This window comes from Novosphingobium sp., from assembly GCF_965229225.1.
Taxonomy (GTDB): Bacteria; Pseudomonadota; Alphaproteobacteria; order Sphingomonadales; family Sphingomonadaceae; genus Novosphingobium.
The window spans coordinates 1,611,083-1,623,566 of sequence record NZ_OZ245867.1 but is presented as its reverse complement, the minus strand read 5'-3'; the positions used below and the strand labels follow the sequence as shown (position 1 = coordinate 1,623,566).

11 protein-coding genes are annotated in these 12,484 nt (G+C 65.4%); 5 read left to right on the top strand and 6 right to left on the bottom strand.

Annotation, left to right across the window (positions count from 1 at the left end):
- Positions 1-167: 167 nt before the first annotated feature.
- Positions 168-1,592: an aldehyde dehydrogenase family protein gene (locus ACO06X_RS07325; RefSeq protein ID WP_421839276.1), complete on the bottom strand. Its 1,425-nt coding sequence runs from the start codon at positions 1,590-1,592 to the stop codon at positions 168-170.
- Between the two features lie 316 nt (positions 1,593-1,908).
- Between ACO06X_RS07325 and ACO06X_RS07320 the strand changes: the two genes are divergently transcribed.
- Positions 1,909-4,200: a putative bifunctional diguanylate cyclase/phosphodiesterase gene (locus ACO06X_RS07320; protein ID WP_421839275.1), complete on the top strand. Its 2,292-nt coding sequence runs from the start codon at positions 1,909-1,911 to the stop codon at positions 4,198-4,200.
- Here ACO06X_RS07320 and ACO06X_RS07315 read toward each other — a convergent pair.
- From ACO06X_RS07315 to map, 5 genes are all read right to left on the bottom strand, one after another.
- Positions 4,197-5,159: a cupin domain-containing protein gene (locus tag ACO06X_RS07315; protein WP_421839274.1), complete on the bottom strand. Its 963-nt coding sequence runs from the start codon at positions 5,157-5,159 to the stop codon at positions 4,197-4,199. The genes ACO06X_RS07320 and ACO06X_RS07315 overlap by 4 nt on opposite strands.
- Positions 5,160-5,210: 51 nt before the next feature.
- A complete protein-coding gene (locus ACO06X_RS07310) occupies positions 5,211-5,693 on the bottom strand; it encodes a CHAP domain-containing protein (protein ID WP_421839273.1) in 483 nt (160 codons plus the stop codon).
- Between the two features lie 217 nt (positions 5,694-5,910).
- Positions 5,911-7,320 (bottom strand): type I glutamate--ammonia ligase, encoded by a 1,410-nt coding sequence (glnA, locus tag ACO06X_RS07305; protein ID WP_421839272.1) that lies wholly within the window; start codon positions 7,318-7,320, stop codon positions 5,911-5,913.
- 134 nt (positions 7,321-7,454) lie between these two features.
- Positions 7,455-7,793 (bottom strand): P-II family nitrogen regulator, encoded by a 339-nt coding sequence (locus ACO06X_RS07300; RefSeq protein ID WP_072379525.1) that lies wholly within the window; start codon positions 7,791-7,793, stop codon positions 7,455-7,457.
- 326 nt (positions 7,794-8,119) lie between these two features.
- Positions 8,120-8,953, bottom strand: a complete 834-nt coding sequence (gene map, locus ACO06X_RS07295) for a type I methionyl aminopeptidase (RefSeq protein ID WP_421839868.1) — start codon at positions 8,951-8,953, stop codon at positions 8,120-8,122.
- 118 nt (positions 8,954-9,071) lie between these two features.
- On the opposite strand from map, the gene ACO06X_RS07290 reads away from it, so the two are divergent.
- From ACO06X_RS07290 to ACO06X_RS07275, 4 genes are read left to right on the top strand one after another with little or no spacing between them, the layout of a single operon-like run.
- Positions 9,072-10,484 (top strand): leucyl aminopeptidase family protein, encoded by a 1,413-nt coding sequence (locus tag ACO06X_RS07290; RefSeq protein ID WP_421839271.1) that lies wholly within the window; start codon positions 9,072-9,074, stop codon positions 10,482-10,484.
- The gene (locus ACO06X_RS07285) at positions 10,481-10,885 is read left to right on the top strand and encodes an SH3 domain-containing protein (protein WP_421839270.1); all 405 of its coding nucleotides are present in this window, start codon (positions 10,481-10,483) and stop codon (positions 10,883-10,885) included. Before ACO06X_RS07290 ends, ACO06X_RS07285 begins: the two co-directional genes overlap by 4 nt.
- Positions 10,882-11,805, top strand: coding sequence for an N-acetyl-gamma-glutamyl-phosphate reductase (gene argC, locus ACO06X_RS07280; protein ID WP_421839269.1), 924 nt, complete (start codon positions 10,882-10,884; stop codon positions 11,803-11,805). The genes ACO06X_RS07285 and argC overlap by 4 nt, the downstream gene beginning before the upstream one ends.
- Complete coding sequence (locus tag ACO06X_RS07275) at positions 11,805-12,299, top strand: DUF427 domain-containing protein (protein WP_421839268.1); 495 nt, start codon at positions 11,805-11,807, stop codon at positions 12,297-12,299. Before argC ends, ACO06X_RS07275 begins: the two co-directional genes overlap by 1 nt.
- Positions 12,300-12,484 lie beyond the last annotated feature (185 nt).

The following is a 12,484-nucleotide window of genomic DNA, read 5'->3' as shown; positions in this document are numbered from 1 at the left end:
AAATTGCTTTACCCGGCGGCTTCGCCGATGGCCCAATCGCTTTGCGGTCTCTGCTCCCTCTGCATCTCTGCGAGAAATAGGCCAGACCAGCGACCGCTGCTCCCGCCAAACAAAAACCCCGCGCTACCTGAGCAGCGCGGGGTTCTGTTTCAGCAAGTGTGGCGGGTTCAGGCCCCGGCGATGGTCTTCAGTTCCATGAAGTCCTTCAGGCCGTAGACGCCGCCTTCGCGGCCGTTGCCCGATTGCTTGTAGCCGCCGAAGGCACCGCCCTTGACGCCGCCCCACTGGTTGACCGCGACCAGGCCAGCGCGCAGGCGGCCGACAATGCCCTTGGCGGTCTCGACATCGCCGGTGACGACTGCCGAAAGCCCGTAGGCGGTGCGGTTGGCGAGCTCGATGCCATCCTCGATGCCGTCGTAGGTGGTGATCGTGGCGACGGGGCCGAAGGTTTCCTCGCGGAAGATCGTCATGTCCGGCGTCACGTCAGAGAACACCGTCGGGCGGATGAAGTAGCCGCGGTTGACGTTGTCGGGCAGGCCCGGGCCGCCTTCGAGCAGCGAAGCGCCCTCGGCGATCGAGGTGTCGATCAGCGACTGGATCTTGGTCCACTGCGCCTTGTTCACCACCGGCCCGATGTGCGCGCCGTCCTCGGCCGGATTGCCGACTTTCACCGCCGCGAAGTAGTTCTTCACGAAAGTCTCGGCCTCTTCCTTGCGCGACTTGGGAACGAGCAAGCGGGTGGGGGCGATGCAGCTCTGGCCGGTGTTGGCGACCACGCCCTGCAGTGTGCCAGGCAGCGTCGCGGCAAAATCCGCATCCTCGAGAATGAGGTTGGGTGACTTGCCGCCCAGTTCCTGATGCACGCGCTTCACGGTGTCAGCCGCGTTCTTGGCGATCTGGATGCCGGCGCGGGTCGAGCCGGTAAAGCTCACCATATCGACATCGGGGTGGACGGTAAGCGCCACGCCGACGCCCGGGCCATCGCCCTGGACGAGGTTGAACACGCCCGCCGGCACGCCTGCGGCATGCATGACTTCAGCGATGATCACCGCGTTGGAGGGGCATTCTTCCGAAGGCTTGAGCACGATCGTGTTGCCCGCAGCAATGCAGGGCGCGATCTTGGCGCAGATCTGGTTGAGCGGCCAGTTCCACGGCGTGATCGCCGCGACCACGCCGATCGGTTCGTGTACGAAGCGGGCGTTGGCGCCGGGAACGGGCGATTCCCATTCAAAGCCCTCAAGCGCCTCGAGCGTGCCGAGAATGTAGCCGATGCCAGCGCCCACCTGCGCGGTGCCGGCAAACCCGATCGGCGCGCCCATTTCCTCGCTGATCACCTTGGCGAAATCGGGAATGCGCTTCTTGTATTCATCGAGAATGCGCACGAGCAGCGCCTTGCGTTCTTCCACCGGGGTGGCGGCAAAGGCTGGGAAAGCGGCCTTGGCGGCGGCGACGGCCTTGTCGACATCGGCCTGGCTGCCCAGCGTGATGACCGCGCAGGCCTCTTCGGTCGCGGGATTGATCACCTCATGGCGCTTGCCGCCTTCGCTATCTACCCAGGCGCCGTTGATGTAGTGCTGCAGATGCTCGCGCATCAGTGTTCTCCCAAGATTGTTGGATTGCCAAACGGTTGAGCGGTGTGCCCGACGATGACAAGTCCGGTACGTGATTGCAACGTATTTGGCGACGGACCGGACCATCCGCAAGGATTGGCCGGAATGGCCATGCGAGATACCAACGAATCACGAGCAGGATCGGGTGCCACGGGCCTGCTGATGGCTATCACAACACGTCAACCTTGACCGGTCACGCTTTAGATAGTCGCGACGGCCGCTGGTTACGCAATTTCCGGCCCCACGCGCGTAGCTGGCGCTAACTGTTTCTTTCCATCCTGTCGGTAAGTCTGGCTCGATGGGTCTTGACCACCTCAGCTGCGGTTCTGCCGCGCGATCGTCTGTACGCAATCTGCGAACTGGCTGGATCGCGCTTGCGACGTTCCTGGCGCTGATCGCGCTGTCTGCGCTGCTGGTCGCGGTTTTCTCCGGATCGACCCGCATCGCCGACGAACTCGCGCGCGAGGACGAGCGGGTGCTCGTCACCCGCTATCTCGATCAGCTGGGTAGCCAGATCGTTGCGGCGCAAAAAGTGCAACTCACCTGGGACGATGCCATGCGCAATGCCGTGCTGGCGGACAACGAGGCTTGGGCGAACCATTTCCTCGGCGATTTCGTCTGGAACAACCTTGAGACCGACGCAATGTTCCTGGTCCGGCCCGATGGGTCGCTGGTACACGGCTGGGCGCAGGGGCGGCCGACCGGCGAGGTCGGCTATCAGGAAGTGCGCTGGCATGTCGAGGACATGATCGATCGGGCCAAGCACAACGTGCCACTGGGCGGGCGCATCGCGGGCATGAAGAAGCTGGCCGACATCGATTGGCCGGTGGCCGCATCGGGCCAGCCGCTCAACCGCTGGGCGGCGACGCCGGTGCTGCGGCATGGCCGGCCAGCGTTCCTCTCGGTCGTCGCGATCGTGCCCGATAACGACTATACCCTGCTCCGCCGCGAACCCAATTACGTCGCGACGCTGCGCTATCTCGATGGCTCGATCCTCACCAAGATGGGCAGCGATCTCGTGTTGCGCGATCTCAGCTTTGTGCCGGATGAGGCGCGGATCGGCGCCGCCAATGCCGTGCCGCTGAGCACTGCCTTCGGCGATCACATCGGCTGGATCACCTGGACAGCCAAGGTGCCCGGGCCCAAGATCGTCCAGCGCACCGCGCCTGTGCTCGCCGCGTTCATCCTGTTCTTCCTCGGCGTGGTCGCGGGCGGCGCGGTGATCGTGCGGCGCATGCGCATGACGGCGAACGAGCTCAAGGCCAGTGAAGCGCAGGCCCAGCACAATGCGCTGCACGATGCGATGACCGGCCTGCCCAACCGCGTATACTACATGCAGCGCCTGCGCACCCTGCTCACGGAATTCTTCGAGGGTGAGGCGCGGGGGAACCTGTTTGTCGCCTATATCGACATCGATGGCTTCAAGCTGGTCAACGATACGATGGGTCATCACGTTGGCGATGAACTGGTCCGCATGGTCGCCCACCGCCTGCGTGAGGCGCTGCCGCGCGAGGCCTTCATCGCGCGCTTCGGCGGCGATGAATTCGTGCTGCTTCACGCCAGCGAGGATGGCGCGCGCGCTGCTGACCGGCTGGGCAACAAGATCATGCAGCTGATGCGCAGGCCCTTCCTGATTTCGGGCAACACGCTCGAAGTTTCGGTCAGCTGCGGAATCAGCTGGGGGCCGGAACAGAGCGAGGACCCCGGCGAATTGCTGCGCCGCGCCGATATCGCGCTCTACCGCGCCAAGCAGCGCGGGCGCGGGCGCTATCGCCGCTTCACGCCGGATATGGACGCGAGCGTCAAACTGCGGCGCGAAATGGAAATGGAGCTGCGCCTCGCGATCACGCGCGGCGAGCTCTCGGTCGCCTACCAGCCCGTGGTCGAAACCGGCTCGGGCATTATAGGCGGATTCGAGGCGCTGCTGCGCTGGAACCACCCCGAGCGCGGGGAGATCCGTCCGGACCTCTTCGTGCCGATCGCCGAGCAGGGCGGCCTGATGATCCCGCTTGGCACCTGGGTGCTGCGCCATGTGTTCACCGAGTGCCGCGACTGGCCGGACTGCGACATTTCGGTCAACCTCTCGCCGCTCCAGATCATGGCCGGAGATTTCCTGCCGATGCTCGCGGGTCTGCTTGAAGAGACCGGCATGGACCCGCAGCGGCTGGTGTTCGAAGTGACCGAAGGCGTCATGCTCGATCGTAGCGCGCATGTGATCGGCGTGCTGCGCGAGCTCAACCGGATGGGTATCCGCGTTGCGCTCGACGATTTCGGGATTGGCTATTCCTCGCTCTCGTACTTGCGCTCGTTCCAGTTCGACCGGATCAAGATCGACCGCTCGTTTGTCTCGAACATCGAGCGTGACCGCGATGCCCACTCGATCCTCTGCGCGATCACCACGCTGGGCAAGACACTGCGGATGAAGGTCGTGGCCGAGGGTGTCGAGACCGAAGTGCAGCGTCTGCTGGTGCAGGCCGCCGGCTGCGAGCTGGTGCAGGGCTACCTGTTCTGGGCCGCGCTCCCCGCCGAAGAAGCGCTCGGACTGCTGGCCGAGCGCGACGCCGAGGCCGTGTTGCGGCGGGCGTCCTAAGGCTTCTCCGGCAGGATTGTCATGTCCGACGCCTGCCACGCGGGTGCGACACTGACGGTGAATTCGAGGCGGCTATCGGCATCGATGCGGTGCGGCACGCCGGGCGGCAGCAGCACGACCGACCCTTGCGCCACATCCTGCACCTTGCCGCCGATGGTGACACGGCCCTTGCCGGCGGCGACCACCATCACTTCGCTGCCTTCACGCGTCACCGTCAGCGGGATCGCCGCGCCCTTCTGCAGCACGAAGCGGGCGACGCTGATCGCCTGCGAGCGCTGCGGCGCGGTGCGGCCGACGAGTTCCTCCACCGCTACCGGCGGCACCAGCGCGGGCTTGGGCGCGGTGCTGTCCGCCGGGCGTCGGGCGGATTCGTCGCGGGTGAGCCCTGCGATCTCGGCGGCGAACTTCGGGTAGAGCGCCGTCAGTTCGTCGCGGTAGCCAGGTTCGTAGTCGGCATATTCAAAGCCGGGCGAAAGCGTGTTGGCCCCGAAGCTGTACGCCGTCTGCGGATCGCCGATGGGACGCGCGCCCATCCAGGTGCCGCGCGGCACCATGATTTGCGGTTCCTCGCCCTTCAGCACGTTGCTGCCCCAGATCCGCGTCTCGCCGTGCCCATCGGGATAGAGCAGCAGGATCTGCGCCGGGCTGCCGCCGTAGAAATGCCAGAGCTCGTCGGTGGCGAGCCGGTGCATCGCGGAGAAATCGCTGCGGGTGAACACCGCGTAGATGGCCGTATAAGCCCAGCGCTTGCCCTTGTAGCGCTCGGCCAGCGCACCTTCGATCACGTCGTCGCTCTTGAAGGTCTGCAGGAACCACGGCCCTTCATGGGGGATGTTCTGCATGTGATAGTGATCGATGATCGCGCGCGCGGCTGGCGGCATCGGATCGGAGGCCACAGGCTCGGCAGCTGCATGGGAGCACCAAAGCAGCGCGGCTGCGGCAAGAAGCGGTCTGTTCATGGGTAAAGCTGTTGGCAAATCGGGGCGGGCTTGCCTACCCGCAAAACGGTATCAGCCGGCGCTGGCAGCGGTCTCGGCGCTCGCGGTCACGGTGCGCGGATATATGAAGCCCTTGGCCGCGCTCGGGCGCAGGCCCAGCGAGCGGGTGGGGGCGTACCACACGCGCACTTCGCTCCAGTCACCAGCGGCGGAAACATCTACCGCCATCACGCCGCGCTCGACCATGCCGGGACGCGACCAGTTGGCGTGATCGATCAGGATGTGGCGCTGGTCGATAACCTTGTTCACCACCGCGACGTGGCCATAGGGCATCGAATGCGTACCGGCGAAAGCGAGCACCGCGCCGGGCTTTGGCGCCTGGCCGCGCTCGTAGCGGCCTTCGGCATGGCTCCACCAATCGCGCGCATTGCCGCTGAGTTGCACGTCCGAAATCTGGCGCGCGTACGTCACGCACTGGAGCCGGGCCTGCGCTGCCGAGGGCAGGGCGAACATCGAAAGGAGTGCGATAAGGGCTGCGACCACGTTCTTGTGCATATGCAGCATCTCTAAGGATCTGGGTCGATTCGAGGAGTCCGCGCGCCTTCCGTTCATCCTGCCGCAATCACCGTTCATCCCGAGTCCATGTGGGGCTGTGGAAAAAGATCACAGCTGCCGCGCAGATATCTTCGCGCGGCTATCCTCCTCATTCGCTCAAACGAAAAAGGCGCCCGGTTTCCCGGACGCCCCTTCCTGAAACGCAGCCCTGAAAAAATCAGGCGCTGTAGTACATGTCGAACTCGACGGCCGAGGGCGTGGTTTCCCAGCGCATCACTTCGGGCCACTTGAGTTCGATATAGGCTTCGATCTGGTCCTTGGTGAACACGCCGCCCTGGAGGAGGAAGTCGTGATCGGCGACCAGCGCGTCGAGCGCTTCACGGAGCGAACCGCAGACGGTCGGCACTTCGGCAAGTTCGGCCGGCGGCAGATCGTAGAGGTTTTTGTCCATGGCTTCGCCCGGGTGGATCTTGTTCTTGATCCCGTCGAGGCCAGCCATGAGCAGTGCCGAGTAGCACAGGTAGGGGTTGGCCATCGCGTCGGGGAAGCGGAATTCCACGCGCTTTGCCTTGGCGCCCGAACCGTAGGGGATGCGGCACGAGGCCGAACGGTTGCGCGCCGAGTAGGCGAGCAGCACCGGAGCCTCGAAGCCCGGCACCAGACGCTTGTAGCTGTTGGTGGTCGGGTTGGTGAAGGCATTGAGCGCCTTCGCGTGCTTGATCACGCCGCCGATGAAGTAGAGGCACATGTCAGACAGACCGGCATAGCCGTTGCCTGCGAAGAGCGGCTTGCCCTGATCCCAGATCGAGATGTGGGTGTGCATGCCGCTGCCGTTGTCCGACTTGATCGGCTTGGGCATGAACGTGGCGGTCTTGCCATAAGCCTGCGCGACCTGGTGGACGACGTACTTGTAGACCTGCATGCGGTCGGCGGTCTGGACGAGCGTGCCGAACGTGAGGCCGAGCTCGTGCTGGGCCGAGGCCACTTCGTGGTGATGCTTGTCGCAGGGCAGGCCCATGTCGATCATGGTGCGCACCATCTCGGCGCGGATGTCGACGCAGCTATCGACCGGAGCGACCGGGAAGTAGCCGCCCTTGGCGCGCGGACGGTGGGCAAGGTTGCCGGCTTCGTAATCGCGGTTCGAGTTGGTCGGCAGCTCGATGTCGTCGATCTTGAAGCCGTTGCCGTCATAGCCGTCGTAGAACTTGACGTCATCGAAGATGAAGAATTCGGCTTCGGGGCCGACGTAGACGGTATCGCCCACGCCGCTCGCCTTGACAAAGGCTTCGGCGCGCTTGGCGGTCGAGCGCGGATCGCGGGCGTAGAGTTCGCCGGTCGAAGGCTCGACGATGTCGCAGCAGATGATCATCATCGGGGTGGCCGAGAACGGATCGACGTAAACTGCGCTGAGGTCCGGCTTCAGGATCATGTCGGACTCGTTGATGGCCTTCCAGCCCTCGATCGAGGAGCCGTCGAACATCAGGCCGTCTTCCAGTTCGTCCTCGCCAAGCACGGTGGAGACCATCGTGAGGTGCTGCCACTTGCCCTTGGGATCGGTGAAGCGCAGATCAACCCATTCGATTTCCTCGTCCTTGATGCGAGCGAGAATGTCCTTTGCAGTAGCCATCGCTGGTCCTTTAACTGGCCCCGGCCCGTGCAGGGGCGCTCAGTGAACAAAAACTTGGGGTCACAAGTCTGGAGAGGGCGCCGGCCCGCAGCCATCTCCGGTTGAAGCCATCTCCGGTTGAAGAATGCCTGATCTTAAATGGCGTCGTTATCGCGCTCGCCAGTGCGGATGCGCAGCGCGCTTTCCACCGCGAACACGAAGATCTTGCCATCGCCGATGCGGCCCGTCTGCGCTGCGGTGGCAATCGCCTCGACCACGCGGTCGACCATGGCGTCGGTCACTACCACTTCGAGTTTCACCTTGGGCAGGAAGTCGACGACATATTCGGCGCCGCGATAGAGTTCGGTATGGCCCTTCTGCCGGCCGAAGCCCTTGGCTTCGGTGACGGTGATGCCGGAAACGCCGATTTCGTGGAGCGCTTCCTTCACCTCGTCCAGCTTGAAGGGCTTGATGATCGCTTCGACCTTTTTCACTCGATCAATCCCTGCAGGCAGACCGGTTCCCGGCCTTGCGGCCCTGACCGGCGGTGTTGGTATTCGTACGGAGCCCGATACCGGATCAGCTATCCAAGAATCGTGCCACGCGGGTACTACCCTCCACTAGGACAGGAAAGGGCGTCGCGAAAGCCGGAAAAGCGGCCTGTCTGGCAAGAATGCAAGGCGCACGCGTGCCCGTGCATTGCGCAAGTTGCGCGGAAAAGGCGTATTGGTGCACAAGATTTGCGCAGGGACTGCCTGATTTTTAGGCAGAGGGAGGAACTTATCCCTCCGTCAGCCCGCAGGCGGGTCGGAGGGGTTCTTCAGGACGCGTAAGGCGGGCGGTGCAGGCCGGCGGGGCTCAGGGTGAAGATCTCGCAGCCCGTTTCGGTCACCGCGATCGAATGTTCGAACTGGGCGGAAAGCGAGCGGTCGCGCGTCACTGCCGTCCAGCCATCGTCGAGCAGCTTCACCCCCGGCTTGCCGAGGTTGATCATCGGCTCGATCGTGAAGAACATGCCGGGCTTGAGTTCGGGTCCGGTGCCTTTGTGCGCAGCGTGGATCACTTCGGGCGCATCGTGAAACAGGCGCCCCAGGCCGTGGCCGCAAAACTCGCGCACCACGCCGTAGCGGTGGCGCTCCGCATGGGCCTGGATCGCCGCGCCGATATCGCCGAGCCGCGCGCCGGGGCGGACCTGCTCGATGCCGATCATCAGGCATTCGTAGGTGACATCGACCAGCCGCTTCGCCTTGAGCGCGACATCGCCGACGAGGTACATGCGGCTGGAATCGCCGTGCCAGCCATCAAGCAGCGGCGTCACGTCGATATTGACGATATCGCCCTCGCGCAGGATGCGGCTTTCGGACGGGATGCCGTGGCACACCACGTGGTTGATCGAGATGCAGCACGAATGAGTATAGCCGCGATAGCCCAATGTGGCGGGGACGGCGCCGCCATCGAGGGTCATCTGCCGCACGGCATCATCGATCGCGGCGGTGCTGATGCCGGGCTGGACCATCGGCACCAGCGCATCGAGGATTTCAGCCGCAAGGCGTCCGGCCTTGCGCATGCCTTCAAAGCCCGCAGGCCCATGCAGCTTGATCGTGCCGTCACGCGGCATCACATCGGTTTCGTCGGCGATCACATAGTCGGTCATGGCGGCCATGTAGCGTGTCTGTACGAAAATTGCGAGTGTGCTGCGCCGTGCTGGCATGCGGCCCGGTGCAGTTTCCTCTCGCACTTGCCGCGCTCCTGCGGCAAGGATCGTGATTACGATGAACCAGCTTGATGCACTGATCCAGCCCGATCGCGGCCAGAAGGCCATTCCGCTCCACCTGATCGACAAGGCGGGCCTGCCCGGCTGGCTTGCCGGCCTCACCGCCGCGCAGCGCGCCGTGCTTGCCGGACAGGGCTTTGAAGGCGGGGCGGGCGAAACTGCGATCGTGCCTGATGCGGCCGGTACAGGCGAGGGGTGGTTCGCGGTGGCGGGGGTGGCCGATCCGGCGAAGCTTTCGAGCTGGTGCCTTGCGCCATTGGCGGACCGGCTACCGGCAGGGACCTATCGGCTTGCCAGCCCCGGCGCGGAAGGCCCCGCGCTGATCGGCTGGCGGCTCGCGCAGTACCGCTTTGATCGCTATCGCAGCGAGCCTTCCGACAAGGGCGCGCGGCTGCTGCTGACGGGCGCGCTCGGCGCAATGAATGCGGCGCTCGCGGAGGCCGAGGCGGTCATCCTGGTGCGCGATCTGGTCAATACCCCGGCGGAAGACATGGGCCCCGCACAGCTCGAGGCGGAGGCGCGCGCGCTCGCCAAGGCGCATCACGCGGTGATCCATGTCGTTTCGGGCGATGCGCTGGAGCGGGACTATCCGATGGTCCACGCGGTGGGCCGTGCGGCAGCGCGCAGCCATGCGCCGCGGCTGATCGAGATCGAATGGGGCGATCCCGCGCACCCGCGCCTCGCCATTGTTGGCAAGGGCGTGTGCTTCGATTCCGGCGGGCTCGACATGAAGCCAAGCTCGGCGATGGCGCTGATGAAGAAGGACATGGGCGGCGCGGCGCATGCACTGGCGCTCGCGGGCCTCGTGATGGGTGCGGGGCTGCCGGTGCGGCTGCATGTGCTGGTCCCGGCGGTGGAGAACGCGGTTTCGGGCAACGCTTTCCGCCCCGGCGACGTGCTGCGCTCGCGTGCGGGGCTTTCGGTCGAAATCACCAACACCGATGCCGAGGGGCGGCTGGTGCTGGGCGATGCGCTGGTGCGCGCCTGCGAGACCAAGCCCGAACTGTTGATCGATTTCGCGACGCTGACGGGTGCAGCGCGCGTGGCGCTCGGCCCCGATCTTCCGGCGATGTTCGCGCGGACGGATGAGACGGCGCATGGCCTCCTGTCCGCCGGCCTCGAACGCGACGATCCGTGCTGGCGGCTGCCGCTGCATGATGGCTACCGCGAGATGCTCAAGTCCGATGTCGCGGACCTCCAGAACAGCCCCTCGGGCGGGTTTGCGGGGGCGACGGTTGCGGCGCTGTTCCTCGACCGGTTCGTGGCCGAGGGGGTGGACTGGGCGCACTTCGATACCTTCGCCTGGCGCCCCGCCGCCAAGCCCGGCCGGCCCAAAGGCGGCGAAGCGCTGGGCCTGCGCGCGAGTTGGGGGCTGATCCAGTCTCGTTTTGGAAAAGAGCGCATGCCTTGAACCCTGAGCCTGATGCCTATAAGCGCCCGGCTTTCGTCTTTGCCGGAAAGCCTGACGTGACCGATCTGATCCTGCCCGCTCTCAAGGCATCCTATTCGCTTGCTGGCCCCGCGCCCAGGGCCGAGGGGCCTTCGCATACCCGCGCGGTGCGCGGCGATCTGGCGCATGTGCGTTATGCCGGACAGGTCTTCGTCTCGCACTACGCGGTGCCGACGCCGCGTACGGTGGGGGCAGAGGGCGCTACCTTGCGCACGGCTGGGCGCGATGATGCAGAGGTGATCGGCACGCTGGCGGCGGGCGAGACGTTCAACCTGCTCGACAAGGCAGGCGGCTGGGGCTGGGGACAGCAGGGCGAGGATGGCCTCGTCGGCTATCTGCCGCTGACGGCGCTGGAGCCATGACCGTACAGGTCTTCATCGACGGCGCGGCGGGTACCACCGGCCTCGAGATCGCCGACCGGATTGCGGGCCGCACCGAGTTCGGCCTGATCGCGTTGAGCGATGCCGAGCGCAAGAATGCAGGCGCGCGCGCCGAAGCGCTCAATGCGGCGGATGTCGCGATCCTGTGCCTGCCCGATGATGCCGCGCGCGAGGCGGTTTCGCTGATCACCAACGACACGACCCGGGTGATCGACGCCTCGACCGCGCACCGGGTCGCGCCGGGCTGGACTTACGGCTTTCCCGAGATCGTCGGCCGTGACGCGGTGGCCAATGCCAAGCGCGTTTCCAACCCCGGTTGTTACCCCACCGGCTTCCTCGGCCTGCTGGTGCCCTTGCTGCGCGCGGGTCTGCTGCCGGCGGACTGGCCCTACACGGTCAATGCCGTCTCGGGCTATTCGGGCGGCGGCAAGGCGCTTATCGCGCGCTTCGAGGCCGATACGGACGTCGCCTTCCGCGCATATGGCCTTGGCCTTGGGCACAAGCATGTGGCCGAGATGCAGGGGCACGCGGGCCTGACCCATGCCCCGATCTTCGCGCCTGCGGTTGTCCCCGCACATCGCGGCATGGTCGTCGAGGTTCCGGTGCCGCTCGCTGCCATCCCCGGTGCCGCTGCGCCGGATGCGCTGCGCGAGGCGTTGGCGGCGTTCTATGCGGGCAGCCCGCTGGTGCGCGTGCTCGACGGCGTGCCGGACGAACTGCTGCTGCGTCGCTCCGATGCCCCGCGCGACGGGCTCGACCTTTACGTTTTCGGCAGCAAGGATGGCACGCAGGCACGGCTCGTCGCGCTGCTTGATAATCTCGGCAAGGGCGCCAGCGGTGCGGCGGTGCAGAGCCTCAATCTGATGAGCGGCTTGCCGGAGACCGCGGGGCTCAGGCTCTGATGTGGCCCAAGCCTGATCCGGTTTTGCCCGGGCAGGAAAGTGTCTGGGACTATCCCCGCCCAGCCGTCGCGCGGTCATGCACCGCGCATGTGGTGATCGCGCATCGCGGGCAGATCATCGCCGATACGCGCCGCAGCGTGCAGACGCTCGAGACCAGCCATCCGCCAAGCTACTACATCCATCCGGATGACATGGCGCCGGGGGTGCTGCGGCGGGCCTCCGGCTCATCGATGTGCGAATGGAAGGGCGCGGCAGCGTACTGGGATGTCGTGGTCGATGGCGAAGTCCTGCCGCAGGTCGGGTGGAGCTATCCGGGCCCCACGCGCGGGTTCCTGGCGCTCAAGGATCATGTCGCGTTCTATGCGGCGCCCTTCGATCGGTGCAGTGTGGATGGCGAGACGGTGATTCCGCAGGCCGGCGGCTTCTATGGCGGCTGGATCACCAGCAAGGTGACTGGCCCCTTCAAGGGCGGGCCGGGCAGCCGGGGCTGGTAGGGGATTCGCCATAGCCGGGCGGGCATGGCGGAATGGCAGGAACGTCCGCGTGAGCGGTTTGAACCGCTGGCGCGCGTTCAGCCGTCTCTGCGAAACCATTTGTCCCAGATTGCAGTGATTACCGCGATCGGGAACACAACGACTGCCAAGAGGGTGAGGCTTGAGACGATTGGCCATAGATTCCA